The organism is Pseudoalteromonas sp. GB56, from assembly GCF_054923835.1.
The window spans coordinates 2552964-2579794 of record NZ_JBPCHK010000001.1; the positions used below are offsets into that span (position 1 = coordinate 2552964).

Sequence of the window (26831 nt, forward strand, 5' to 3'; positions counted from 1 at the left end):
ACTACACATTGAAGTAGTGAACGTTTGTGCATATGTGCTTATTTACTATTTGCAATTAAACAATAATAACACTCGCAATTTGTGCACAATTTAACCACTTAACTATAATCAACTAAGCTATTGGAGTAGTTACATGAAGCATAAACGTGCCTATTACCGCGTTCACGACAAAGTGATATATATGTCATTCAAGCGCACGTGGGCAGCTCCAAGTTCAATAGAAGAATCCACTATTCCTGTGCACAAAAACTCTGCAAAAATCATCCCACTCGCCCTTTTTCAAAAGCGACACCACCCTATAAGTACCTGATATTAAAACGCGAATTTACAACTAGTAACGTTCCACCCCCTTAATTATTGCAAATTACCGAACTATAATTTAACGACGCTCTCTTACACTTTGTCCTAAAAGTAAGCACATCGTGAGCGCTTAAGTTCGCTTACCCCTAGGGCGAAGGAGGTCAATATCATGAATAAGGTCACCTCTTCTGTGGTTGGGATTGTATGTTATCTCGTGGGGTTAGGCGGTTTAAGTGCGTTTATGTTGTTCATGGGTGGCTGGAGTTTCCTTGTGGTTCACATAAACTCTCGCCCGATAGCAGACAACACTACCACCGCAGTCACGATCAACTTAATCATTCTTTTGTTATTTGCTCTGCACCACAGCATCGCTGCGCGAAGCAGGTTTAAAGACAAACTCGCTGAATATATCTCACCAGCCCTTGAGCGCAGTCTATATGTATTGGTTTCGGGATTATTTATGTTCGCTTTTTGCTTATTCTGGCAACCACTATCTGGGGTTGTGTGGAGCACCAACAACGAAGTACTCGCGATTGCCTTGCGCGCATTGCATGTGTTTGGATGGCTCTTTTTAGTCGCGGCGACATTCGAAATCGACCACTTTCATCTGATGGGGCTGAAACAAAGTATTTCGATGAACCCTAATGAAGGGAACCAATTTAAAGAAGTGTTTTTATATAAAATTGTTCGCCACCCAATTCAAACTGGAATTCTACTCGGAATGTGGGCCACTCCCTACATGAGCATGACACAATTTATGCTATCACTTGGGTTCACGATTTACATTTTTATTGGCTTGTATTTCGAAGAGAAATCACTCATACACCGCTTTGGTGACGTATATATGGATTACAAAAGAAGAGTACCTGCGGTGATACCATTTTTAAAAGTGCCCTAACTTATTGGTGTGCGCTGTTTGAGCACACCTTTTGCTCAAATAGTGCGTACCGCCAATGGGTAGCGCGGCTTAAATAATAGTTCAGCGGTATGATAAAAATAATAAGCCATTGAACATGGGCATAACCCCAATCAATCACTGCAAATATCGTTAACGATAAATCGAACGCCTCGAGTTGTGGTATCAAGAATATACTCAGAACAATCACTGGTAATAGTATGATAACAACGAGAAGTTGTATTAGGGTTGAAAAGCCAAGCACAGCGGCATAAAACAAAAAAATGTTATCAACTTTCTTTACCTTGGCGTAAATAAAGGGGATGGCGAAGGCGAATAGTGGTGACACTAGCGCTATGAAATCCATCATTGCGGCTTTAGCTCCTTTAATATCCGGCAAATTAAGCGCACAGCCCAACAAGATAATGTAAATAGACCACCACCGATAAACGCCATTGTCGCAACTGCGGACAAAGGCATTGAAATACACAAGGCTAAGATGGCGTAAAACAGCGCACCATAGAAGAAAAATCGAAGATAAATCATTGGCATTATCCTTTCACTAATAATCAGATTAGTTAAGTGCTCGCGTCCAGCAATTTGATCACGCCTTGTTGAAGTAGATCACCTGAATCGAATCTCGATAAAACGCCCTTGATTATCGAATTCGAAAATTACATTGTTATGTTGCAGCCGATGGCTATCAAATTTGTGCAATAAACCAAACGCAGACAATGCTTCTTTTATGTCTTGGTAGCTGTATAACTGAGAGAAGGCTTCCACCAATTTCTTTTCACTGCGTATCGCGCTTCCGTTATGCAATAACGCGTAGTGTGCACCTTCTACCTGGATTGTCTTGTCACGTTGGTCGGTCCGTTTGCCCAATGAATATACGCCAAACCCTAGTTCGTTGAGCAGGACAATCGCCTTCTCGAGATGGCCACTGGCCATTTGATACACCAAAACATCGACCAAGGGATCAAAAATAACGATGTTGAATCATTTTGGAGTAATACGTTTTCTGATCATTGAGATCGTAGGATGTAAAATAACGGGTTCTAGAGAGCGCCTTTTTTTCTACCGCGGCATGCCCTAGTACTTCGCTAATGCCTATTTCACCACGGACAACTTGCTGCAAAGAACCAAGCGACACTTTGCCCTGCCCTTGATAGCCGAAGCTCAACAACAAGCAGCCAATAACAATCGAGAAAGTAGAATAGGTAGATTTCAATGTCGTAATTGTCGGTCCGATATTACTTATCCCTGTAGAAAAATCTAACGCGTTGATTTTTATTATTGAATAATTAGTAAACAAATTCAAAAAATGCAATTCGATGGGCCTTCAGGATAGAACTGTCAGCCGATATACCAGTTGGCTGACAGCGTAAAGTTTCAGACTTACTTCAAACCTTAATCCAACACCTTTGCATCATTGGCTTTATTCAACAGTGCCCTACTTTGACGTAAAAATTGGTCGCTCGCATCACTGAAGAAATGTTTAGCGTGGTTGAATGCGTCTATCAAAGCATCTTTATCACGATCTCTGAGCATACTAAGCGTTTGCTCATAGGTATTTTGATACGCTTCTAACAAAGGCTCTACTCGGTCAAATTGAGCGAGCATAATGTCGCTGTATAACTCAGGGCTTTGGGCGAATAAACGCCCTACCATCATCAATTCGAGCTGGTAAATAGGCGACGAGCAATCGCGGATTTCTTGTAAACTATGTTCTTGGCGGGCAAGGAATTGGCCGTACACAAAGGTGGTTAAGTGGCGCATGACCTGAATGATCTGCATCGCCTCATCGTGTTTGCGTGCACTCATTTCAACTAGCTGACAGCCCCACACCTTTAATTGTGCGATCAGTGTGTCTGCTGCAGCGCTCGGACGGCCGGGACACACCACTACGGTTTGTTTCACCCAGTGACTGATATCTGGCCCAAACATTGGGTGTAAGCCCAGCACAGGGCCTCTGTGCTTGCGTTTAAGCGCTGCAAGGGGCTTTTCTTTAACCGAGGTGATGTCGACCAATAAAGCATCGTCGTCGAGCTCAGGGAGTGCTGCAACAACTTCATTAACTGCATTGATAGGCACACTGACAATCACGCACTTGGCGCCTTGAATAAGTTGCTCAGCAAGACCTTGCTGTTGTTCCTCTTTATCAAGAATACGCACTTCAACGCCACTGCGTGTCAGTTGCTTTGCGAACAATTGCCCCATGGATCCTCGGCCACCGACGATTACAACCGGACTTAGCTCAGGGCAAACGCACGCTAATTCACTCTGTTGATTTTGGTAAGCCTCGCGCATCATGCGGCGCAATATATCTTCAACCAAATCAGGATTGACGCCCTGCTCTTTAGCTTGCTCGCGCCTTGCTGCGATTAATTTAGCTTCTCTATCTGGCGCGTGAAGTGGCTCACCATAACGCTGTTTTACTTTACCGACTTGTTCGGTAATTCGATTTCGTTGTGCTAAAAGACGCACTAATTCACTGTCGCAGGCATCTATTTCACTGCGTAATTGGGCTAACTGCTGCTCGGCTGACATTGTGTAAACTTAAAATTACATAGGGTAAATTATTAATTACACCGATACTAACATATTAAAGCCGGAATTGAAGGGGGAACTGGTTGGCTATGTTGATTAATCGAACGGTTATACGCGCACACCCACCGTAACATAGAGTGGATATCAACGCTGCTTAAAACCAAAACGGGCCAGCTATTGCTAGCTGACCCGTTTTCTCACGTTTTCGTAAAACGCGCGTATTAATTAAGTTTTTCTTTAATACGTGCAGATTTACCAGAACGCTCACGCAAGTAGTAAAGCTTAGCGCGACGAACCGCACCACGGCGTTTAACTGCAATGCTGCTAACAAGAGGGCTGTGCGTTTGGAATACACGCTCAACGCCTTCACCGCTCGAGATTTTACGAACTGTGAATGCTGAGTGTAGGCCACGGTTACGCTTAGCGATTACAACACCTTCAAAGGCCTGTAGACGCTCTTTTTCACCTTCTTTTACACGTACCTGTACAACTACTGTGTCACCAGCGCCGAACGCAGGTATGTCTTGCTTAAGCTGTTCAGCTTCAAGCTCTTTAATAATATTTTGGTTTACTTTTGCCATTTTATTTCTCACTTTCCTAGGTGTAACTGTCTTCTAGCCACAAGCTATTCGGTTTCTTGCTGATATTCAGCAAGTAAACTTGCTTGCTCCTCAGTCAGAGCTAGGTTTTGCAACAAGTCTGGACGCCTTTTCCAAGTCCTTCCGAGTGACTGCTTAAGCCGCCATTTCGCAATTTCTTGGTGGTTACCGCTCAGTAAAACTGGTGGAACCGATTTACCATCCAATATTTCTGGCCGAGTATAGTGTGGACAATCAAGCAAGCCATCCGAAAATGAGTCTTGCTCAGCCGATTGGTTATGACCTAACACCCCTGGCACTAATCGCGCTACTGCGTCAATTAATGTCATGGCCGGTAGTTCACCACCGCTGAGGATAAAATCCCCAATCGACCATTCTTCATCGATATAGGACTCGATGATCCGTTCATCTATACCTTCGTAACGACCAGCTACTAAAATCAGTTTGTCGCTAAGAGCAAGCTCTTGCGCGCCTTGCTGATTTAGCTTTCGCCCTTGAGGCGACATATAAATTACTTTGGCTCCCTCGCCCGCTGCGGCTTTAGCATCGAGTATGGCTTGCTTCAATGGTTCGACCATCATTAACATGCCTGGACCACCGCCATAAGGGCGATCATCCACTGTACGATGCTTATCCGTTGCGTAATCGCGTGGGTTCCAACAGTGAAAGTCGATTAAACCGCGCTTCACTGCTCGGCCTGTAACGCCTTGTTCAGTAATAGCTGAAAACATCTCGGGAAAAGAGTAATCACCCCAACCCATAAAGGTGCTTGCGCCATTAAAAACCTGGGTCCCAGTCCACAGTAATTTGGCGAGCTTCATGGTCCACAATCTGAATAACCGAATCGGTTAAGAATGGGATTAAACGCTCACCCTTGCCAAACGCATCTTTGCTATTTGCTTTCACAACTAGCACATCGTTTGAGCCTGTCTCCATCAAGTCATCGACCTGACCTAAGTCATAACCTTTATCGGTTACAACGGCCATGCCGATGAGATCTCGCCAATAGAACTCGCCATCAGGCAGTTCTGGAAGTTGCGCTGCATACACTGAGATTTCCACATTGGTGAAAGCCATTGCTTGGTCTCTGTCGTTTACTTGCGCGAACTTAGCGATAAAGCCTTTGTTGTGACGACGCCAGTCACTCACTTCAAAGGTTTGCCATTTACCTTGTTGCCCTATCAACCATGGGCTGAAATCGAAGATCCCTTCGGGATCATCAGTAAATGAATGTACCTTAAGCCAACCCTTAATCCCATACGGGGCTCCGAGTTTGCCAACGACGATTGTAGAGGCTTGCTCTTGTTGACTCATGGTTACACTTACGCCTATTAAGCCGCTTTACGAGCGTCTTTAACTAACTTAGCTACGCGATCTGTAAGAGATGCGCCTTGACCTACCCAGTGATCAACACGAGATAAATCTAAACGTACTTTTTCTTCCTGACCTGCAGCGATTGGGTTAAAGAAACCAACTTTCTCGATGAAGCGACCGTCACGCGAGAAACGGCTATCCGCAACCACAATTTGATAGAAAGGACGCTTCTTAGCGCCACCACGTTGCAAACGAATAGTTACCATACCGTCCTCTAAATAGATTGACTGTTTTCATTAATAAGTTTACTTCCCCATAGAGGGAAGCTGGGGAATTGTACGAATTTTTTGCCACAATGCAAGTAAGAACTGCATTTAATGCATGGTTTATGTCAGTTAAATACTGATTCTTCTGGGAGATTTTCCGTAGATAGTGTGATTATTCATCTGCTTGCCTGTTTAAAATTAATGCAAACAGATAGGCATCGAAAAATTGCTGATTTTTACAAATCGCGTCTGTTAAACGCCCTTCTTCCACGAATCCACTTTTTTGTAGCACATTAACGGAAGCCTGATTGCCTTCAAAAACCAAAGCGAACAAGCGTACCCATTGGCTACTTTTTTTGATTTCATCAATGAGTAACGTCAATGCTTTGTGGGCAAAACCTTGACCCCAATGCGCTTTGCCAAACCAATAGCCTACTTCTGCGCTATATTGGTATTCATGCACACCACCGAGCGCGCCAATGCAGCCAACCAACTCGCCATTGACTTCTACAGCGCGAGTAATTCCTGCACGTGAACCCTCCTCCACCCACCAAGTTGCATCTTCATGGGTATAAGGAAATGGTATCTTCGGTGACAAAAAGCGTTGCACATCACCGTCATTGAGCAGAATGACAAGCGATTCAATATCAGACTCAACAAAGGGACGAAGCGTCATGGTGAGTTCGTTATTTAGCATAACCACTACCAATTGCTGAAAAAGGCATTTCCAATTCTAGCTCAGGCACTTGTAATCCAATCCATGCAGGAAAAGTATTACTATTCGGGCCCGGAAATAATGTGTATTCATCAGCCCAGGGATAACGCTTTGCAGCCTCAGCTATTTTTGGAATAAGTTCCTGTGCTCGTGCTCCGGTAATAGACAAGAACTTTTCTGGTTTTGCTCCGTACCAAAATCTATCAGGTGTATCCGTCTTGTAAATTCGTAGCGCCTTGCGTCCTTTATCAACACCCCAACCCACTACTTCATACACTGTATACTGCTGAGCACCTTCTTCTTTAATCGCAAACCAAGTATGTACTGCGAACCAACCACGCCAACTAAATGCATCAGCGGCGTAAAACTCAATAGCAGCCTCTGTCTGAGTGAGAGGCATTGCAATACCTGCAGGTTCACGACTGGCTGTACGCCAATCACTTTTGGCACATCCTGATACAAACGACAATAAAAGCAATACGATGACAATACGGAGCATACAAGATTCAACTAGAGCAAATTCACCTACACTATTTCACGTGCTACAACACTTTGCAAACCGACAAAAAAAGCGCGATTGATACCGCGCTTTTTTAACTCACTCACACTTTAGAATTTCGGGCCGCCTGGTCCACCCATCATACCTGGTGGTAACATGCCTTTCATGCCGCGCATCATTTTCATCATGCCGCCTTTGCCTTTCATCTTCTTCATCATTTTCTGCATTTGCGTGAATTGCTTCAATAGCTTGTTGATTTCTTGTACTTGCGTACCCGAGCCAGCAGCGATACGTTTTTTGCGAGAGCCCTTGATGATTTCTGGACGAGCACGTTCCTTTGGTGTCATAGAATTGATAATGGCTTCCATTTGCACAAAGGTTTTATCGCTCATTTGGCCTTTCACTGCATCTGGCAAATTATTCATACCTGGCAGTTTATCCAGCATGGACATCATGCCGCCCATATTCTTCATTTGGCGCAACTGATCTGCAAAATCTTCTAAGGTAAAGCCGTCGCCTTTAAATACTTTGTCAGCAACCTTGGCGGCTTTTTCCTTATCAACCTTCATCTCCACTTCTTCGATAAGCGACAACACGTCACCCATACCAAGAATACGAGAAGCTACGCGATCGGGATGGAAAGGCTCTAACGCATCTGTGCGCTCACCCACACCGATAAATTTAATGGGCTTACCCGTGATGTGTCGAATCGATAATGCAGCACCACCGCGCGCATCACCGTCCGTTTTGGTCAGAATCACACCTGACAATGGCAATGCTTCATCAAATGCCTTAGCCGTGTTTGCGGCATCCTGACCCGTCATTGAGTCAACAACAAACAACGTCTCAATCGGATTGATAGCAGCATGGAGCTCTTTAATTTCATCCATCATGTCGCTATCGACATGCAAACGACCTGCTGTATCCACAAGTACGACGTCGATGAATTTTTTCTTCGCATGGCTAATTGCGCCAGTCGCAATGTCGACTGGTTTTTGACTGATGTCACTTGGGAAGAATTCTACATCTACTTCAGCAGCAAGTGTTTCTAGCTGTTTAATCGCAGCAGGACGGTAAACGTCAGCACTCACAACTAGCACAGATTTCTTTTTACGTTCTTTTAAGAATTTGGCAAGCTTACCAACACTGGTGGTTTTACCCGCACCTTGAAGACCCGCCATCATGACAACGGCTGGCGGCTGGGCATTAAGGTTCAGCTCTTCATTTGCCTCACCCATTGCTTTTTCAAGCTCTTCTCGGACGATTTTAATGAAAACCTGGCCAGGGCTTAAGCTTTTAGTGACTTCCGTGCCCACTGCACGCTCTTTTACCTGCTTTACGAATTCACGTACAACAGGCAGCGCTACATCGGCCTCAAGCAACGCCATACGTACTTCACGCAGCGTTTCTTTAATATTGTCTTCGGTAAGACGGCCGCGGCCACTGATATTTTTTAGGGTTTTTCCTAATCGTTCCTGAAGGTTTTCAAACATCGCTAAGGAGTCCGTTGCTACTTACATTTTTGCCGATTATAACTGAAAGCGAGGGGCAAATCCCAGAGGCAAGTGCAATGGATTCACATAATTAAGCACAGGTCCCGATATAAGCTTTAAAAAAACAATATCGACGTACTTGGGATTTTCGGTATCCAAAGTGAATCTTTCCCAAAATTGAGATAGGTAGACGCGTTAATCCCCGTATAAAAGGCATAATCAATGTATAACATGCTATTGAAGCATCATTAAGCACGCTGACAGATCCGACACTGAGGGTAATTAGATCTAGGCAAGCGTGTGCGCTTTACATACAATGTCCTTTTAAAGCATTCATTTAATCCCTGATAAAGGTCATCATGCTGATTACAGTTTTGACAATACTGAGTTGTATTTTTTACGGTGCGGCAACCGCACACGTTTTGTCTCGCTTATTTCATGCCCAAGGACCTTCCCAAAAGGTAACCGTCATTCTGAGCACTCTTGCTATTTTGACGCACATGGTATTGCTCGTGAATTCAGTATTCACCAGTGCAGGGCAAGATGTTAGTTTCGTAAATGTTTCCTTATTAACCTGTTGGGTTATCGTGCTTAGCGTTACCGCAGTATCTTTGAAATTCCCTGCAACCCTACTTTTACCTGTGGTATATGGCTTTGCTGCAATACTGTTATTCGCCAGTTTGTTTATGCCGCATCACATGATAGTGCAAAACATTCAGCTTGAAGTTGAATTAGTCGCGCACATCTCATTATCACTGTTAGCGTATTGCGTGTTGATAATAGCAACATTGTACGCAGTGCAATTTTATTTCATCGACAAACGTCTCAAGCGCAAAGACTTGGCTATCGTGTACAGCCACCTACCACCGTTAATGGTAGTAGAGCGCCAGCTTTATCAGCTCGTCACCGTCGGCACAGTTCTACTCACTATTGCTATTGCATCAGGGTTTATTTTTGTAGATTCGATGATCAGCAAAGAATACGCTCATAAGACAGTGCTTTCTATTATTGCCTGGGCAGTCTTTTTAGCCGTCGTAATCGGTCGACGAGCTCGCGGTTGGCGAGGAAAATCATCTGTGCTCACCATCATGGTAGGTGCGGCATTATTGACGCTTGCCTACTTCGGAAGTCGCTTTGTACAAGAAGTGATTTTGCATCGTTTTTAATCATTTAGTTGTAACGAGCAGCGACTAGACTTGACTCTGAACGTTGAGTACCGCTTAATATACCCTGGTTTTTAACAAAAGGATCCCTCTTTGGACGACATATCGACGAGTACGTTATTTATAACCCTAATAGTGTTAATAGTACTCTCCGCTTATTTCTCAAGCTCAGAAACGGGTATGCTTTCGATCAACAAATATCGATTGCGTCACTTAGAAAAACACAATCACTCTGGTGCAAAACGTGTAAGTTCATTACTTAAACGTCCAGATCGTTTGATTGGTCTTATTCTGATCGGTAACAACCTCGTTAATATTGCAGCTTCATCGATCGCAACCATTATTGGTATCCGCTTGTTTGGTGATGTCGTCGGCCTTGCCGTAGCGACTTTTGGCCTGACCTTTATCTTGCTTGTTTTTGCAGAGGTTACACCAAAAACGATTGCCGCTTTATACCCTGAGAAAATTGCCTTCCCAAGTTCGTTTGTCCTTAAGTATTTGCTTAAGTTAACACTTCCCTTTGTTGTGGCTTTAAATTGGATCACCAACGGCCTATTACGTTTGTTAGGTTTTAGCCCAGAGCAAGTCGAAGAACACAGCTTGAGTAAAGAAGAGTTGAAAACGGTGGTTAGCGAAGCGGGTGCTATGCTCCCTGCGGAGCACAAAAGCATGTTGACCTCCATTTTAGATTTGGAACAAGTCACGGTTGAAGACATCATGATCCCGCGTAACGAGATTAACGCGATTGATATCAATGACGACTGGAAAGTGATCAGTAAACAACTAACACAAATACAACACACCCGTGTACTTCTATATCGTGACCAAATTGATGATGCTGTAGGCTTTATTCATTCGCGCGATGCATTGCGCTTACTTTCAAAAGAGCAATTCAACAAAGCATCTCTACTGCGTGCTGTGCGTGAAATTTACTTCATTCCAGAAGGCACATCACTGAATACCCAGTTACACAAATTCCAGCAAGTTAAAGAACGTATCGGCCTTGTAGTGGATGAATACGGTGATATTCAAGGTCTCGTTACTCTTGAGGATATTCTGGAAGAAGTTGTTGGTGATTTCACTACAACGACCTCACGCCCGCCAAGTGAAGAAGCTGATGTTCAAGCTGATGGCTCAGTCATCGTAGAAGGCAGTGCCAACATTCGCGAATTAAACAAAGAGATGGGTTGGAAGCTTCCCATTGATGGTCCTAAGACACTGAGCGGCTTGATTGTTGAGTACCTCGAGGACATTCCTGATGCAAACTTAGGGATGAAAATTGCGGGTTACCCAATCGAAGTGCTGGAAGTGAAAGAGAATATGATCAAACTCGTTCGCGTTATACCGCCTAAAAAACGAAAAAAGTCTTAGATTTAAACGCTTATCTTCTGTTATCTGTGCTTTAATAACCTTTAGTCTCTAAAAAAGGAAAGCACAGATGACAGATATATCCCTCGAAAGTATCTACAACACCGCCATTGAAATGCTAATGCAATATGGCCCTAAGTTTATTTTAGCCTTAATTGTTCTCGTTGTTGGTTGGTGGTCTATTGGCCGCGTAGCTAGCATGTGCGAGAGTTCAATGAACAAGATGAAGGTCGAGCCAGGGCTCACCCACTTCTTAGTGTCCTTTATCGGTGCCATCTTAAAGATTCTTTTACTCATCTCTGTAGCATCGATGATTGGTGTCGAAACAACCTCCTTCATTGCCATGCTGGGTGCAGCTGGTTTGGCAGTAGGTATGGCGCTACAAGGTAGCCTGGCCAACTTTGCAGGCGGTGTGCTCATACTATTCTTCAAACCATTCAAAGTGGGTGACGTTATTGAAGCACAAGGTCACATGGGTAAGGTGGTCGAGATTCAGATTTTTGTGACTGTGTTACTGACCTACGACAATCAAAAAATAATTATTCCTAATGGTGCGCTCTCCAATGGCACTGTGAAGAACCTGTTTGCCGAAGAAAATCGCCGCGTCGATATCGAGTTTGGTATCAGTTATGGCGATGACGTTCATAAAGCCCGTGACGTGCTTATGTCAGTGCTTAAAGACTACGACATGGTACTTGAGGACCCTGAGCCAGTTGTACACGTCAGCCAGCACGGAGACAGTCATATAGGCATGCTAGTATGGGCATGGGTAAAATCTGAAAACTACTGGCCTGTGTATTTTGGTCTGTATGAGCGTGTGAAAATCGCCTTTGATGAGGCGGATATCACAATCCCATTCCCACAACGCGATGTGTATATTCATACTTTCCCGACTCAGGCTCAATAGCAAGCAAATACAAAAAACGGCGCACAAGCGCCGTTTTTTCTTTCTTATTATCCGTTACGAAAACAGTCGTTGAAGCCAGTTTTTATCAAGCTCCGCTTCACAACGTTTCAGTTGTGCGCTGTAACGACTGGCGCGAGTCTTTACTTTGTTGGCGACAGACATCAACCACTTTTTGTTTTTGTAGGTCCCACGTTTGTAGCCGCCCCAGCCTTCGTGATAATTAAGATACTGTGCGTACGCATCCCATTTTGAGACGCCATTCATTTGGTGAGTTTTCCATACGAACCACGCCATAAAATCTATGGCGTCGTCAAAATCATCACGATCAGCACCACCATTGCCTGTTTCTCGGATATAGTCATCCCATGTCATGGTTTTAGCTTGCGAGTAACCATACGCATCGCTGGCACGTCCTACGGGGATAAAACCAAGGAAATATTCCATCGGAGGTGCAGCATCATGCTTAAATGAACTTTCTTGGTACATCATCGCCATCAGCACATGTTTAGGGGAGCCCCATTTTTCTTGCGCGTCTTTCGCGTCGAAATACCAATCTTCTTTTTCTTCAAAAATCTTACAAATATCATCAGGTTGCTTAGGTGGAGCGGTAGCGCAACCTGTCATTAAGGTAGTGATTAAGATGAGTAGAGAAATTTTTTTCATTTTTTTTGAACTTACTCAATTTGCTCAGGTCTGAGTATATGAATGCAGCAGTTTAGCATTGTTTCATCCCTGTAGAATAATTTGCGCGGCCACCTAAGCCGCGCTTTTTTTATGCATGAAAATAACTATCTAAAAACGCTTCAAAGCTCTCGCTGTCTGCTTTCTCTAACTCTGTTTGAGCTATTAACGATTGTTGCGCTTTTGCACTTAAGTGAGCCTCATCAAAACTATGGTATTGCCACTGTTGATGTGTGTTCAGATACTCTTTTGCTAAACTCAGCGCAAATGTGCCGTTGTCTGAATTCGTCTCGAGCAGCTTAGCCATATAACGCCCTGATGTTGTTTTCTCAGGTGCAGAAATCCACGTAGCCATGTCGCCTATCGTATCACTGTAGTGATTACCACCATAAGCTTCATCCATATACTGAGCGACCTGTTCCAGTTCAATAAAGATATCATTCGCCCATCGGCGTAAGCTGACTTGCTGATCGCCTCGTAGCAAGCTCAATTCTGGATTTCGTCCTTCATTGACCACGCGATCTAAGTTTAATTGGGTCTGCTTCTGTTCATCCCAGCTCATAGGTGAAGATGCTTTCAATAGACAATAAGTTAAAAACACATCCAAGAACCTAATTTGCGCAATATCGATTCCCGTATCGGCAAATGGATTTACATCCAAGGCGCGAATTTCGATATATTCAATGCCGCCTCGAAGCAATGCCTCTGTTGGTTTTTCACCCGATTGCGCATTACGTTTTGGCCTAATTGGTGAGTAAAATTCGTTTTCGATTTGCAGAATATTCTTGTTCAGTTGCTGCGGCTTTACAGCATGATAGTCGTCAAGATTTTGATATAAGTCTGATGGCAGACTAATCGCCTTTTTAAGACCATCAACATATTCTTCAAGTGAGTTGTACATCACACGTAAACTTGATTGTGCGCTATTGGTATAACCTAAATCGCCCAATCGTAACGCGGTACCGTGTTCAAGGTATAGTGAACCTTTGCCCAGCGATTTAAACGGTAAATCTGTTTTGCGTCCTTCCAAGAACGAACTACACAATGCAGGCGATGCGCCGAATAGATAACTAATAAGCCACAGCTCTCGTTTAAAGTTTCGAATTAAGCCTAAATAGCCGTCAGAAATAAAGGTTTGTAAGTCACCAGCATCACCCGCTTGGCGCTGCAGGCTTTGCCATAAACTTTCAGGGAACGAAATGTTAAAGTGCACTCCAGCAATCGCTTGCATCATGCTGCCATAGCGATTTTTTAGCCCTTCTCGATAGAGCGTTTTCATGCGCCCAATGTTGGAGCTGCCAAATTGTGCTAACGGAATTTCGTCCTGACTTTGGATATAACAAGGCATACTGACAGGCCACAACAATTCATTGTCTAAGTTCTCTAGAGTGAACTTTTGCAAATCACGAAGCTGTGCCAAGGTTTCATTCGCGTCGGTACTAACCGGCGTGATGAACTCCAACAAAGACTCAGAAAAGTCTGTCGTAATCATTGAATTCGTGAGTGCACTGCCCACACTTTCTGGATGGGGACGTGCCGATAAACCGCCGCTGTAATTTGTGCGCAACGCTTCACGCTCAACACCACGTTGAATGCCAACGATAGCTCCTAGTTCTTCTGGTGTGCTAAGAGTACTAAGTCGTTGCTTTAATTGTGTACAAGTCAAAAATTCTACCTCTAGCCAATAGGCCCAATTGTGTTGTTATGGGGTGCACAAATAAATACTCAAGACCAAGGCAATAAAATAACTTTCTCTTTGCTGTTATTTTGCTCAATCTGCTGATGTGCGAACCCTGCAGCACTCAAGGGCATTGTTTTATGGGCTAAAACCAATTTCCCCTGTTGGTACCACGAATAAATTCTTTGTAGTTGCGCGTTATTTTTAACAACAAGCACGCCTTTGCCATTTGCGCCTTGCAAGTTAGCAGCCGCAATGATTTGTGCTTGTGATAAAGTTGGAATAGTAACAACACGGCTTTGCGCCGATAACCCCTGCAAACAACGCATTCCAACCTCTAAACCGACAACATCGATTAAATATCGCTTGCTTGGGTTACTCACGAATTCGTCGTAATCCATTTGCGCAAACTTCCCCGCCAACCCTGCAGGCAAATCACTGCGTGTAATAGCAATGACCTGATAGCCCATATTGGCTGCAATCTGGATAGTCAAAGAACCCACGGTGCCATTTGCACCGTTGACAAACAATGGCTGATTTTTAGGGCAATCTAACGCTGAAATCGCTTGAAACGCTGTTAGCCCCGCCAAACAAAGACCGGACAAAACAGATTCTGCATTCGAATTTTCTACTCGAATCAGTTCATTTGGACGTGCTTTAACATATTGCGCATACGTGCCAGGCTGAGTGGCAAAACCAATCATACCTATCACTCGATCACCTTGCTTAAATTCCTTAACATCTGTGCCGCATTGCGCCACTTCACCGAATAAATCGTAGCCGAGCACCAAGGGTAAGTTGCCCTTGTTTTGCTCTGCCGCAAAACCAATACCAGAGCGCGTTTTTACATCAATGGGATTAATAGCTGTACTGAGCACTTTTACAAGCACTTCATTGTGTTGCGGCTGTGGCATAGGGAGGGATACAGGCTTAAGCACACCCGGCTCACCAAAAGCATGAATTGCCATGGCTTGATAGTCACTTTGCATAACTAACACTTTTCGTAAGGTTCCTTTGCCTTATATTGACATTACCACAGCGCACAGACAATAAAAAAGGCGGCAAAAATGCCGCCTTTTCGTTATTTCTTATCAGCTTATTTACTATTAAAAGTGAAACCATTCTCATCTGCGTCAATGCAAATGATATTCCCCGCGGTTAACTCCCCAGCCAATAGCTTATGTGCTAGAGGGTTTTCAATTGCCTGCTGGATCGCGCGCTTGAGTGGACGAGCGCCAAACACAGGGTCAAAGCCGCTTTGCGCCAGCTTAGCCAACGCTGCGTCAGTAACTTCAAGAATATAACCTTTTTCAGTGAGGCGTTCATACAGCTTCGCCAATTGAATGTCTGCGATTTGCTTTATGTGTTCACTCGCTAGTGGATGGAACACCACAGTTTCATCAATCCGGTTAATGAACTCTGGGCGGAACTGTTGGGCTAATACAGCCATCACTTTTTCTTTCAGTAAGGCGTAGTCATTATTGCCTGCTTGTTCCTGAATCACATCAGAGCCCAAGTTAGAGGTCATAATGATTACGGTATTCTTAAAGTCAACCGTTCGCCCTTGACCATCCGTTAAACGGCCGTCATCCAACACTTGCAGCAGTATGTTAAACACATCCGGATGCGCTTTTTCTACTTCATCAAGTAATACCACTGAATAGGGTCTACGACGAACAGCCTCGGTGAGGTAGCCACCTTCTTCATAGCCGACATAACCCGGAGGAGCCCCGACTAAACGAGCTACCGAGTGCTTTTCCATAAACTCAGACATATCAATACGCACCATGGCGTCTTCGGTGTCGAACATCAATTGCGCCAATGCCTTTGTAAGTTCTGTTTTACCTACACCTGTCGGCCCCAAAAACAAAAAAGAGCCAATTGGACGATTTGGATCTGCAAGCCCTGCGCGTGAACGACGTATTGCATTAGCTACTGCGGTAACCGCCTCATCTTGACCAATCACACGATGGTGCAATTCCTCTTCCATTTGCAGTAACTTTTCACGTTCACCTTGGAGCATTTTTGCCACAGGAATACCGGTCCAACGCGATAGGATCTCGGCAATTTCATCCTCTCCTACTTTATTGCGCAGCAAACTCATGTCTTGCATTTCCACTTGAGATGCCAGGTCGAGCTTGCGTTCTAGCTCGGGAATACGGCCATACTGCAATTCAGACATACGTTGTAAGTCACCCGCTCGGCGCGCGACTTCTAAGTCTAATCTTGCTTGCTCTAGTTCAGCTTTAATGACTTGGGTGCCTTGCAATGAGGCTTTCTCTGCATTCCAAACCTCATCTAGCTCTGCATACTCAGATTCAAGTTCTTTAATAAGCTCTTGCATCTCTTCTCGGCGCTTTTGAGACGCCTCGTCTTTCTCTTTCGCTAATGCATTGTCTTCAAGCTTGAGCTGAATAATGCGACGCTCGAGGCGGTCTAATTGCTCTGGCTTGGAATCAATTTGCAAACGAATTGACGAACCCGCCTCGTCGATTAAATCAATGGCTTTGTCCGGTAGTTGTCGGTCACTGATGTATCTGTGTGACAAATTGGCAGCCGCTACGATTGCAGGGTCGGTAATTTCAACCGAGTGGTGTAGCTCATAGCGTTCTTTGAGGCCACGCAAAATTGCAATGGTGTCTTCTACACTGGGTTCTTGCACAAGCACCTTTTGAAAACGGCGCTCTAGTGCCGCATCTTTTTCTATGTACTGGCGGTACTCGTCTAGCGTTGTCGCACCCACACAGTGTAATTCACCGCGCGCCAAAGCCGGCTTGAGCATATTACCGGCATCCATCGCGCCATCTGTTTTACCCGCGCCCACCATAGTGTGAATTTCATCGATGAAGAGGATCACTTGGCCTTCTTCCTTTGCAAGCTCGTTGAGAACCGACTTTAATCGCTCTTCGAATTCACCACGGTACTTCGCACCGGCAACAAGGGCACCTAAATCCAGCGATAACACGCGTTTGTTTTTTAGGCCTTCAGGCACTTCACCGTTGACAATACGTTGCGCGAGCCCTTCCACGATAGCCGTTTTACCGACACCAGGCTCACCGATAAGCACCGGGTTGTTTTTAGTACGGCGCTGTAATACTTGCACGGTTCTGCGGATTTCTTCATCACGGCCAATAACAGGGTCAAGTTTCCCCTGCTCTGCACGCTCGGTTAAATCTATGGTAAATTTTTCCAATGCTTGACGCGTTTCTTCCGCATTCGGATCATCTACTTTTTGACCGCCACGGATTGCATCAATCGCCTTTTCTACTTTGCTGTTAGTAATGTTTAAAGCGCGGAAAATATCGCCCAAGGGTCCTTTGTCATCACATGCAGCAAGGACAAACAACTCACTAGAAATGAATTTGTCTTTGCGTTTCTGTGCGTATTTATCGCACAGGTTCAACAAAGAAACCATGTTGTGTGAGAGCTGCACGTCTCCACCGACGCCTTCGACTTTGAATAGCTTCTCTATTTCTTGGGATAACTTGGTATTTAGCTCATCAGCACTCACACCAGCTTGCACCAACAGAGCGCGAATACTCGAACCGCTTTGTTGTAGCAGCGCATACATTAGGTGTACGGGTTCTATGAATTGATGATCGCGCCCGAGCGCCAAGGATTGTGCATCGGAAAGCGCTTGCTGAAATTTACTCGTAAATCTATCTAAACGCATGTGTCTGTTTCCACTAAAAAGTTCTATTACTTATTTAATGGGTGCTAGCACAGAATTGTTCAAGTTTAGATTTTAAAAAACGGTTTAAAATTTGCGCCAGATCACAGATGCCATACGACCCGTTTCTCCATCGCGGCGATAAGAGAAATACTTTTCTTTGAGTGTGTAGGTACATTCATTTTGATGACTAACAGTACGCACACCCAAGCGGGTAAGCTTTTGAGTTGCAATAAACCCCAAATCAGCAAGGTATTTATTGTTGTATTCAGTAAACGCCGCCTCATGCTCTGCATTTTCAGCAACAAATTGTGCTTTGACCTCGGCGCCGACTTCGAAAGCATTGGGGCCAATTGCTGGGCCTAACCAAGCGGTGATGGATGAAGGAAAGGATTGAAATAGAGGTAACGCTTTTTCGATAATGCCACCGACCAAAGAACGCCAACCACAATGCAGCGCTGCAACCTCTCTTCCATCAGCACTGGCTAACAGCACCGGCAAACAATCCGCTGTCATAATAGCCAATGGCAATCCTGTTTGGCGGGTAAATAAACCATCGGCTTTAATGATATCAGTTGGCGAGGTGTCAGTGACAATATGAATATCAGTGCCGTGGACCTGCTCCACATAAAAGGCTGGGTGTGGCAAGAATGAGTCTAGGTGGGCCCGATTTTTAGTGACATTTAGTGGGTCATCACCAACATGTTGCCCGAGGTTAAAGCTGTTGTAAGGAGCAAGACTTGCTCCTTGACAACGAGTAGTTTGACAAGCACCTACATTCGCAGGCAACGGCCAATTTGCTACCAATACCGATGAACTGCTAGAACTCTTCATAACCATTTAGTGCTGTATCAGCACGTAAGGCTTCAGTTAAATCTATCATGTCTTGTGGTACTGGCGCCTGCCAACGCATTTGCTCACCTGTAATCGGGTGCGCAAGTTGCAATTTGATCGCATGCAACGCTTGGCGTTTAAAGCCACGAAGTGTAGTTAAAAACTCTTCTGATGCATTTTTAGGTGGGCGCGGACGACCACCATAAAACTGATCACCCACAAGTGGATGGCTAATATGCGCCATATGCACACGGATTTGGTGCGTACGACCTGACTCGAGGCGAAGACGAAGACGCGTGTGCGCTCGGAACTTTTCAGCAACACGGAAATGCGTTACCGCTGGCTTACCAAACTGCGTAACAGCCATGTGAGTACGCTTGGTTGCGTGGCGTCCAATCGGTGCATCTACCATCCCGCCTGCAGTCATGGTCCCATAACAGATAGCTTCATACTCACGAGTAAAGTTTTCGCGTTTTTGTAGCGCAGCCACTAGATGAGTTTGTGCTGGAATCGTTTTAGCTACAACCATTAAGCCCGTCGTATCTTTATCTAGACGATGCACGATACCAGCTCGAGGTACATTCTCGATTTCAGGACAGTGATGCAATAACGCGTTGAGTACAGTGCCATCAGGGTTACCTGCACCAGGGTGCACGACAAAGCCCGCAGGTTTATTAATCACTAAAATATCGTCATCTTCATAGACAATATTAAGGTCGATATCTTGTGCCTCATACTCACGCGGTGCCTCAACCTGCGCCTCAATACTGACCTGTTCACCACCTAACAATTTTTCCCTAGGGGTGTTTACGACAGCACCATTTACATGCACCATGTCGTCTAAAATCCACGTTTTTATACGCGAGCGCGAATAATCCGGGAACAATTGCGCCAGAATTTGGTCTAGACGTTTACCGCCTAGCTCTACAGGAACCTCTGCACTGAGGAAAATTTGTTCTGCCATAAGCAAGTTTTACCTAATTTACCAGTGCAAGGTCTGCTTGACTGGGTTAGAATCGCATAATTCGCATAGTTTACTCGGTTTTACCTACTTGGCCTAGCCAAAGACAACTAAGGTACCTAATTAATGATAAATAAAATAAGTAAACGGGCACTAGCAGTCGTATTTACGGCCTCCTTACTTAGCGCATGTTCGTCAGCACCAGAGCAAGAAGAAATAGAAAAAGTGCCTAACAAGTCAGCGCAAGCACTCTATGAAGAAGCGCGTGAGACATTAGACTCTGCATTATATGCTCGTGCTATTGAGCTTCTATCGGCCATTGATGCACGTTACCCATTTGGCCCATTTTCAAAGCAAGTACAAATGGATTTGGTGTATGCCTACTTCCAAACTGGTAATACAGAACAAGCTCTTGCAACAATCAATCGTTTTATTCGCCTGAATCCCAATCACAAAGACCTAGACTACATGTACTACATGCGTGGTTTAGTTAATATCAAAGCAGATAAGAACGCTTTTCAGGAATACTTTGGTGTAGATCGTGCTGACCGTGATGCCCAACGCACCCGTGTAGCGTTTAAAGATTTATCAACATTGGTGAATAACTACCCTGACAGTAAATATGCACCTGAAGCAAAACGCAGACTTGTATGGTTACTCAACAAAATGGCCCGCAATGAGCTTAAAGTTGCTGAGTATTACTATGAGCGTGAAGCATATTTAGCTGCAGCTAATCGCGGTAAATATGTGTTAGAACATTTTTCTCAAAGTAGCTATTTAGAGCCTGCGCTTGAAATGATGGTAAAAAGTTATGAGAAACTTGGGCTCACAGACATGGCGGATCATGCTCGCCAAACTTTAGCGGTAAATAAGACTAACCGCTAGTTAGCCACTTAGGCAGCCAATCAAAAACCCGATGTCAGCATCGGGTTTTTGATTGGTTTAATGTAAGTCGCAATTAAATCGCGTCTTCGTCTTCTTCTTGTGTACGGATACGAACTACGCGTTCGACCTCTGTCACGAAAATCTTACCGTCACCGATTTTACCTGTTTGCGCTGTTTTGATTATGACTTCAATGGCACGGTCAACGTCTTCGTCTGCAAGTACAATATCCAACTTAACTTTAGGTAAGAAATCAACCATGTACTCTGCACCGCGGTAGAGTTCAGTGTGGCCTTTTTGTCGCCCGAATCCTTTTACTTCACAAACAGTCATACCTGTAATACCCACTTCTGAAAGGGCTTCACGTACGTCGTCTAATTTAAATGGCTTGATGATGGCTTCTATCTTTTTCATTGTCTTTATTTTGCTCTGGCAGATGCGCCGATTTTAGTCAATTGTTCGCCATGACGCAAACCTCAAAAAGGGTGACTAATGCGTTAATGGTGTTAAAATTAATATAATGACACTAACAGGACGATGTTATGAAAACCTGTCAACAATCAAAGAATAAGGGATTTACCCTTCTGGAGTTGATGATCACCCTAGCTATTGCATCAATTCTTATAGGGATAGCTCTGTTCAATACAACAGAGCTTACCACGCGTGAAAAAGCGAATAACTTCGCTGCAGAGTTCAAACGTCACACTAAGTTTGCTCGCTCAAAAGCAATTACCACAGGAGATCCTGTGATCATGTGTGCGATGTCTAACCCTGGCGCCACTGGCGCATGCCAGAACAGTTGGCAAACAGGCACTATCGTGATTTTCTCGGACGTGAACAATAATCAGAGCTTTGACTCCAGCGAAGACATTCTGTTACGCAGCGTTTCAAACCTAGTTACAGGCAGTGAATTAGTGCATAACGGTGGAGCAACAAATATTCGGTTCGACCAGCAAGGTCGTGTCACCGCCGGTCAAGATGGGTTATTTATTTTTTGCCCCAAGGGGGATAATAGCTTCAACGTGGCTGTAGAAATTCTTGATTCTGGTACTGTTCGTTCACGAGGGAAAACTGATTTAGCTTGCGGATAATCCGTTTTGGTCTAAGCTTTAAGAACCCAAAAAAGGAACAGAGCTTCATGGATGAAGATATGTCACCCTCGCATACATTACGGTCACTATGGCTTTACAATCGTTGAGTTAGTTACAGCGGTAACTATACTGGGTATTTTAACCTTAGTTGGTTTGTACTACCTCCAAGATTTAGGGCCGCAAAATCGTCGCTCTAATTATATAACAAGACTAAATACCAATCTTTTTTCTGCAAGAGCCTACGCTATATATAACAATCACAATATCACGGTTTGCCCATCCGTTAACGAGCAGTGTGTAACTAACTGGCAAAACGACATCATGGTGTTTATTGACCTAGATAATAATCAAAATAGAAGTATTGATGAGCAGATTTTGAGAATATTAGAGATGCCGAGTGCGGGTGATACTATTTCATACCCCAGAAACGCTCTTACATTTCGCCCAACAGGAGCGTTAGCAGGCTTTCAAAGTGGAAGTTTTATTTATTGTTCAGTAGATACAAAGCTTAACAAGCCTGCCAAACGAATTGTAGTAAGCCAGGCAGGCCGATTAAGAGTGAAACTCGATAGCAATAAATGCTAACGCAGTTTAATTTTGTCTAACTCCTGTGCTTCGATGTTAATGAATTGTTCCGTCCGAGGGACACACTCCTTCACTTCCAGCACACTCTTGTTCTTTTGCTGTGGATACTTGTGACCTTCAAGAATAGCCGCCTCACGAGCTGCTTCTAGACTGTTAGGCTTAACTTCAACATCAATCACAGCATGCTTGTTATCTTCCAACAAAGCATAACACTTAAAAGCGTTTAGCTTGCCAGCATTTACTGCACAGCTCATGCCGGCGAGAAAAATAACTGCTAACCCGTTAATATATAAATATTTCATAATCTACCTCTTCCAGCATGTATCTGTATCAGCGCTACCGGTAGAGCCTTTAACACCGGCTTCATTAATGGTAAATGACGTGCACTTACCATCTTGAAGAGCAATACCGCCAGCAGCTGTGGCAGTGATTACAAAGCTCTGACCATTCACTGCAGCTGCTAACGTATACAAACCCGATTCTGTTGTAGTGGTCACTCCAATATCAGCTAAAGAAGTTGTGTACTGACGATTGTCAGCAAAATACTGTTCTTCTTTATTTGCAGCGTTAAGGACCGCAGTCATCGCCTCTGAACGTGCACTACTAATTACAAATTCCGTATAACTTGGGTAGGCAATCGCCGCCAGAACGCCGACGATTGCCACTACTACCATCAACTCAATCAGTGTAAAGCCCTTATTATTATTCATTAATTAATTGCCTCTAATCTGTAAATATAAGTCCTGTGAGTCTTGAAGCCAAAAGGATCTGGATCGCAATCTGCCATACCACATTCACCCGGACGACCGTCCTCATTGATTGATTTAGCTTTGATGGTACCCGTGCCATCTTCACCACCACCAACACCAATTAACAAGAACTGGCTCTCATCTTCCTCTTCAGTGGTCGTTGGATCGTCAACTTTATCGAAAAATAACTGCGGTGTATCCGGCACCCGATTACCAACATTAAACGTCAGGCTATCGTAAACCTTAGCGCCATAGTGCAAGTGAAATGCATATAACAGACCCGCTCCACCGGTTAGCTTACAGTTTTCTAAGTCGTTGTCTGCCCCTGGGGTAAAGGTTGAAAAATACGCTACACCACCAACCACTGTTGCTGATGACAGAGCCTTCTCAGTAGGCCCAAGTGTATAACGCCACCCTTTGAAGTTTGAAAAATCTTTTTCAAGTTCTAAAAATGCATCGGCATTATCAAGCGCAGCACTGAAAGGATCTGCAGATATGTCCTTCAAATCACCAATGTTGATCACGTCCGGAGTATTTTCAACAGTAAATGATTGTGTAATGGTATTTTCATCTCGGATCATGAAGAGATAATCCTGCTCGGTATCATCAAGAGGGTGAGCTCGGTTACCGCTACCTACGACTACAGCTTCATATGGGCGATTTTCTCTCACTACTTGAGATGAAGACTGGCCATCTATATCGGTTGTAATTTCAGTCACCTGACTAAAGAAGGTTCTTGCAACCGCAGGTTCATAAAAGAATTTCCTGTCACGATTTAAACCACCTAGATCAGCAAGTTCAAATACAGTCCATGGCTCAGAACCAGTTGGGTCTGAACTAGGCATGTCGAAGCGCCAAATATGGCCACCTGTATCTGCCGCATACATACGATCTGTAAAACCGTCGTAATTCGAATCCAATAACTCAATTGATCCAGGAATACTGTCTTGACCAGGGAAAGGTGTATTAGAGCCACCACCAGCTGACTCAGTAAATGCCCAAACTAAATCACCGGTTTCCGCATCAAGGATATACACTCCTCGACCTACACCGTCAGCTGATGCACTGCTGTCTTTGTTGGTATCGTACCCTGCACCGACCACTAACACAGGTTTGTTGCCATGTTTTCTAATGAATGTCACTTTTGGCTGAGACCACGTCTGCCCTAATTCGCCCAATCCAGGACTTTGGCTATTTTTATGCCATAGTAAACGTGGTGTAGAGGGAGAACTTAAATCAAATGCATAGTAAGAATCACCACCACGGCGCATACCGATGAACACCCACACACGGTCTGTTGAATCAACTACACCGTTTTGGTTCTTATCATCAAAATACATGCTCGCCGAACCATCGATTCCATATACTTTTGAACCAGGAGTATTGTCTCTTAATGTCGATAAATTTCCATAGAGTTCGTATGGAATGAAGCTCCACTCTTCCGTCAACGTGTCATTGTAGTCTTTAAACACATGGAAAAATCCTCCATTTGTTCCAAACATCACACGTACAGACCCATCAGCATAGGTAACAGCTAACGGACGTGAATGAAGAGGGTCACCAAGAATGTCTTTACGGTTCTCAGAGGTATTGCCGTCATTATCATCATCGTCGACATCAATACCACGAGCCCATTTAATCATCTCATCAACTTCATCTTCGCTGACACCCAGCTTTCCTGCGAGTGCGCCTTTACTTCCTGCACGGCTAACAGCATTACCAACACTGAAGTTAGCGAGACCACCATTAGAGCCAACGTCTGAATAGACAGTCCTGCTCGATTGGCCAGACAGAACATAACCTGCGCCACCACTCAATACATCATTACCATCTTGCAAACCGGCTGGGCTCCAGAACGTAGTTGCAGTGTCTTTGATGTTTCCGTTTCCTTCCTCACTACTATCGATTGCAAGAGCACCCGTTGCGTCGACTATTTCACTGCCTACAACCTTAAGTTTCTTCAAGTTACCGCCCCAACGAGCTCCCTCTGTAGGCAAAAACATTGCGTAATAAACAGAATTGAGCGTTTGGGTTCTATCGAAGTTGTTACTAGCAACTGAAGGTGCTGTAAACGAGCTTGAAGTCTCCAATATAGAGACGAGAGATTCTCTGATAGCATCAGCTAGAGATATACCATCCCCTGCAAACTGGAAGGAACCACCACCTACTTCTGCCGCAGTTTCAAGTAGTTCTACAGGCGCGCCTTCGCCAAAACCAATCGTATAAAGTTCTACGTGTTGATCGCCGTCGACACTTGTGTTGACGTCGTTGTTGTACATCCATTGAGATAGAACGGGCAAATAACTACCGTCTTTTACCAGAGATACATCTGCATTTGGCAAGGACGCTATCTTTTCATCAGCGCTACTATCAACCGTAGGCACACCATCAGTAATATAGATCACGCTCGAGTTTGCTGCGCAATCACTCGCTTTGAATGGCGTTTTATAGGTGTTTCCTTGCCCATCAATCGTTGTATTGGCTTCATCAAATGGTGGGGTGTTACCCTGATAATAAAATTCGAATCCACAATAATTGTCGCCAAATAATGAACAGTCGACATCATCATCACCATACAATACTGAGTTACCAGCGTAGAAGTTATAGGCTTCAAACAACGTTTCACACAAAGGTGTATTGGTTTCACCTTCGATTGCATCTACGATGCTTACAATATTCTCATCGCTTTGACCAAAACCAGCAACAATACGGCCACCGTCGCGCTTTCCTTCTTCCGGAAAGTTGAGGTTGAACAGCATGAGAGCGAAATCCACACCTTCTGTCGCACCTAAAGTTTGACGAATAGCTTCTTTTGCAACTTCTATTTTTTTCTCTTTGACGAGGTTAGAACTTTTATCGATATACCAACGAATATAGTTTGGTGAAAATAACGTTACGACTGTCGCATCAGAGAACTTCGCAATAAGAGAATTATATTCATCAGATGTTAGGTCGCCTTTAGACTTATTGGAGTAACCAAAATAAGGACGAGTGTTGTTATCATTTGAAAGCGATGGTAAACCCTTAAGTTGAGAATCGCTTGCAGAAGTATAAGTACGACCATTGGTCGAGACTTGCAAATAACTAACAGTACTATCTTTCTTAGTAAACTGATTGTTAGCGTCATCGTTTAAGATATCATCTAAACAGTCTACGGCGCTGTTCATATTTGCACCGTTATCGTTTTTTATCTTGGTCCATTCACCGCTTTTACCCTTACCGGTGAACTCAAGCATTTTACCAGTGTAAAAACCAAACTCTTCTATTGCGGCTTTAGCTGCATCACAACCATTTAGAAAGTCATTGAAGCGCTTAGCGTCACTTCGATTTTCCAAATCGCTTAATAGAATTTGGTCGATTGGTTGGCCCACTGTATAAAAGATAAAGCCATCGCCAAAACCATTACCTGCTCCAACGCCATCGTAGTACTCATCAGGTTTATACCCTTCAGGGGTCTCAATACTCTCGTTCATACTCCCTGAGTTATCGAGAATAATCAGCACTTGTGGTTTTTTGGGACCACTGACAAAGTTTTTACCAACGTAAAGCTCTATGTCTTCACCGTATGAATTGGTCGTTGCAAATACCATTGCTGCAACAGCCAAGCTTTTAAAAAATTTCATAATTTCA

Annotated in this window: 27 protein-coding genes and 1 pseudogene; 7 read left to right on the top strand and 21 right to left on the bottom strand. The window is 44.1% G+C overall.

Going from position 1 to position 26831, the window contains the following annotated elements; translation table 11 throughout:
- Positions 1 to 469: 469 nt before the first annotated feature.
- Positions 470 to 1198, top strand: coding sequence for a methyltransferase family protein (locus ACH19P_RS11920; RefSeq protein WP_462158747.1), 729 nt, complete (start codon positions 470 to 472; stop codon positions 1196 to 1198).
- 363 nt (positions 1199 to 1561) lie between these two features.
- Here ACH19P_RS11920 and ACH19P_RS11925 read toward each other — a convergent pair whose 3' ends face one another.
- The 11 genes and pseudogenes from ACH19P_RS11925 to ffh form a co-directional block, all read right to left on the bottom strand.
- Positions 1562 to 1741, bottom strand: coding sequence for a hypothetical protein (locus ACH19P_RS11925; RefSeq protein ID WP_462158748.1), 180 nt, complete (start codon positions 1739 to 1741; stop codon positions 1562 to 1564).
- 78 nt (positions 1742 to 1819) lie between these two features.
- Positions 1820 to 2146, bottom strand: coding sequence for a hypothetical protein (locus tag ACH19P_RS11930; RefSeq protein WP_462158749.1), 327 nt, complete (start codon positions 2144 to 2146; stop codon positions 1820 to 1822).
- 28 nt (positions 2147 to 2174) lie between these two features.
- Complete coding sequence (locus ACH19P_RS11935; protein ID WP_462158750.1) at positions 2175 to 2516, bottom strand: hypothetical protein; 342 nt, start codon at positions 2514 to 2516, stop codon at positions 2175 to 2177.
- Positions 2517 to 2605: 89 nt separating this feature from the next.
- Positions 2606 to 3745, bottom strand: a complete 1140-nt coding sequence (gene tyrA, locus ACH19P_RS11940) for a bifunctional chorismate mutase/prephenate dehydrogenase (RefSeq protein WP_462158751.1) — start codon at positions 3743 to 3745, stop codon at positions 2606 to 2608.
- A gap of 221 nt (positions 3746 to 3966) precedes the next feature.
- The gene (gene rplS, locus ACH19P_RS11945; RefSeq protein ID WP_462158752.1) at positions 3967 to 4326 is read right to left on the bottom strand and encodes a 50S ribosomal protein L19; all 360 of its coding nucleotides are present in this window, start codon (positions 4324 to 4326) and stop codon (positions 3967 to 3969) included.
- 33 nt (positions 4327 to 4359) lie between these two features.
- A pseudogene (gene trmD / locus ACH19P_RS11950) lies at positions 4360 to 5122 on the bottom strand (tRNA (guanosine(37)-N1)-methyltransferase TrmD).
- Positions 5122 to 5658 (bottom strand): ribosome maturation factor RimM, encoded by a 537-nt coding sequence (rimM, locus tag ACH19P_RS11955; protein ID WP_462158753.1) that lies wholly within the window; start codon positions 5656 to 5658, stop codon positions 5122 to 5124. Before rimM ends, trmD begins: the two are co-directional and overlap by 1 nt.
- 17 nt (positions 5659 to 5675) lie before the next feature.
- Positions 5676 to 5924 (bottom strand): 30S ribosomal protein S16, encoded by a 249-nt coding sequence (gene rpsP, locus ACH19P_RS11960; protein ID WP_063700145.1) that lies wholly within the window; start codon positions 5922 to 5924, stop codon positions 5676 to 5678.
- A 172-nt stretch (positions 5925 to 6096) separates the two neighbouring features.
- Positions 6097 to 6621, bottom strand: a complete 525-nt coding sequence (locus ACH19P_RS11965; protein ID WP_462158754.1) for a GNAT family N-acetyltransferase — start codon at positions 6619 to 6621, stop codon at positions 6097 to 6099.
- Positions 6611 to 7138 (bottom strand): DUF3750 domain-containing protein, encoded by a 528-nt coding sequence (locus tag ACH19P_RS11970; RefSeq protein WP_462158755.1) that lies wholly within the window; start codon positions 7136 to 7138, stop codon positions 6611 to 6613. The genes ACH19P_RS11965 and ACH19P_RS11970 overlap by 11 nt, the downstream gene beginning before the upstream one ends.
- Positions 7139 to 7248: 110 nt before the next feature.
- A complete protein-coding gene (gene ffh / locus ACH19P_RS11975; protein WP_462158756.1) occupies positions 7249 to 8631 on the bottom strand; it encodes a signal recognition particle protein in 1383 nt (460 codons plus the stop codon).
- 359 nt (positions 8632 to 8990) lie between these two features.
- On the opposite strand from ffh, the gene ACH19P_RS11980 reads away from it, so the two are divergent.
- The 3 genes from ACH19P_RS11980 to ACH19P_RS11990 all read left to right on the top strand — a co-directional run bounded on the left by ACH19P_RS11980 (position 8991) and on the right by ACH19P_RS11990 (position 12069).
- Positions 8991 to 9797 (top strand): cytochrome C assembly family protein, encoded by an 807-nt coding sequence (locus ACH19P_RS11980; protein ID WP_462158757.1) that lies wholly within the window; start codon positions 8991 to 8993, stop codon positions 9795 to 9797.
- Between the two features lie 90 nt (positions 9798 to 9887).
- Positions 9888 to 11165, top strand: a complete 1278-nt coding sequence (locus tag ACH19P_RS11985; protein WP_462158758.1) for an HlyC/CorC family transporter — start codon at positions 9888 to 9890, stop codon at positions 11163 to 11165.
- 67 nt (positions 11166 to 11232) lie between these two features.
- A complete protein-coding gene (locus tag ACH19P_RS11990; RefSeq protein ID WP_462158759.1) occupies positions 11233 to 12069 on the top strand; it encodes a mechanosensitive ion channel family protein in 837 nt (278 codons plus the stop codon).
- 54 nt (positions 12070 to 12123) lie between these two features.
- On the opposite strand, the gene ACH19P_RS11995 is transcribed toward ACH19P_RS11990, so the two are convergent.
- The 6 genes from ACH19P_RS11995 to rluD all read right to left on the bottom strand — a co-directional run bounded on the left by ACH19P_RS11995 (position 12124) and on the right by rluD (position 19896).
- The gene (locus ACH19P_RS11995) at positions 12124 to 12732 is read right to left on the bottom strand and encodes a transglycosylase SLT domain-containing protein (protein WP_462158760.1); all 609 of its coding nucleotides are present in this window, start codon (positions 12730 to 12732) and stop codon (positions 12124 to 12126) included.
- Between the two features lie 109 nt (positions 12733 to 12841).
- Entirely contained in the window at positions 12842 to 14416 is a 1575-nt protein-coding gene (gene gshA / locus ACH19P_RS12000; protein WP_462158761.1) for a glutamate--cysteine ligase, read from the bottom strand.
- 59 nt (positions 14417 to 14475) lie between these two features.
- Positions 14476 to 15417: an NADP-dependent oxidoreductase gene (locus ACH19P_RS12005; protein WP_462158762.1), complete on the bottom strand. Its 942-nt coding sequence runs from the start codon at positions 15415 to 15417 to the stop codon at positions 14476 to 14478.
- Between the two features lie 107 nt (positions 15418 to 15524).
- Positions 15525 to 18101 (bottom strand): ATP-dependent chaperone ClpB, encoded by a 2577-nt coding sequence (gene clpB / locus ACH19P_RS12010; protein WP_462158763.1) that lies wholly within the window; start codon positions 18099 to 18101, stop codon positions 15525 to 15527.
- A gap of 84 nt (positions 18102 to 18185) precedes the next feature.
- A complete protein-coding gene (gene pgeF / locus ACH19P_RS12015) occupies positions 18186 to 18932 on the bottom strand; it encodes a peptidoglycan editing factor PgeF (protein WP_462158764.1) in 747 nt (248 codons plus the stop codon).
- Positions 18919 to 19896: a 23S rRNA pseudouridine(1911/1915/1917) synthase RluD gene (gene rluD / locus ACH19P_RS12020; RefSeq protein WP_462158765.1), complete on the bottom strand. Its 978-nt coding sequence runs from the start codon at positions 19894 to 19896 to the stop codon at positions 18919 to 18921. Before rluD ends, pgeF begins: the two co-directional genes overlap by 14 nt.
- 123 nt (positions 19897 to 20019) lie before the next feature.
- Here rluD and ACH19P_RS12025 point away from each other — a divergent pair, with 123 nt between their 5' ends.
- Complete coding sequence (locus ACH19P_RS12025; RefSeq protein WP_462158766.1) at positions 20020 to 20778, top strand: outer membrane protein assembly factor BamD; 759 nt, start codon at positions 20020 to 20022, stop codon at positions 20776 to 20778.
- A gap of 73 nt (positions 20779 to 20851) precedes the next feature.
- Here ACH19P_RS12025 and glnB read toward each other — a convergent pair whose 3' ends face one another.
- Positions 20852 to 21190: a nitrogen regulatory protein P-II gene (gene glnB / locus ACH19P_RS12030; protein WP_347388987.1), complete on the bottom strand. Its 339-nt coding sequence runs from the start codon at positions 21188 to 21190 to the stop codon at positions 20852 to 20854.
- A 128-nt stretch (positions 21191 to 21318) separates the two neighbouring features.
- Here glnB and ACH19P_RS12035 point away from each other — a divergent pair, with 128 nt between their 5' ends.
- On the top strand, positions 21319 to 21867 hold the full coding sequence (locus ACH19P_RS12035; RefSeq protein WP_462158767.1) for a GspH/FimT family pseudopilin: 549 nt from the start codon (positions 21319 to 21321) through the stop codon (positions 21865 to 21867).
- Between the two features lie 51 nt (positions 21868 to 21918).
- Positions 21919 to 22452 (top strand): GspH/FimT family pseudopilin, encoded by a 534-nt coding sequence (locus ACH19P_RS12040; RefSeq protein WP_462158768.1) that lies wholly within the window; start codon positions 21919 to 21921, stop codon positions 22450 to 22452.
- Here ACH19P_RS12040 and ACH19P_RS12045 read toward each other — a convergent pair.
- The 3 genes from ACH19P_RS12045 to ACH19P_RS12055 are packed head-to-tail and all read right to left on the bottom strand — an operon-like array spanning position 22449 to position 26824.
- Positions 22449 to 22754, bottom strand: a complete 306-nt coding sequence (locus ACH19P_RS12045; RefSeq protein WP_462158769.1) for a hypothetical protein — start codon at positions 22752 to 22754, stop codon at positions 22449 to 22451. The genes ACH19P_RS12040 and ACH19P_RS12045 overlap by 4 nt on opposite strands.
- 3 nt (positions 22755 to 22757) lie before the next feature.
- Complete coding sequence (locus ACH19P_RS12050) at positions 22758 to 23162, bottom strand: type IV pilin protein (protein WP_462158770.1); 405 nt, start codon at positions 23160 to 23162, stop codon at positions 22758 to 22760.
- On the bottom strand, positions 23162 to 26824 hold the full coding sequence (locus tag ACH19P_RS12055) for a pilus assembly protein (RefSeq protein ID WP_462158771.1): 3663 nt from the start codon (positions 26822 to 26824) through the stop codon (positions 23162 to 23164). The genes ACH19P_RS12050 and ACH19P_RS12055 overlap by 1 nt, the downstream gene beginning before the upstream one ends.
- Positions 26825 to 26831: the final 7 nt, after the last annotated feature.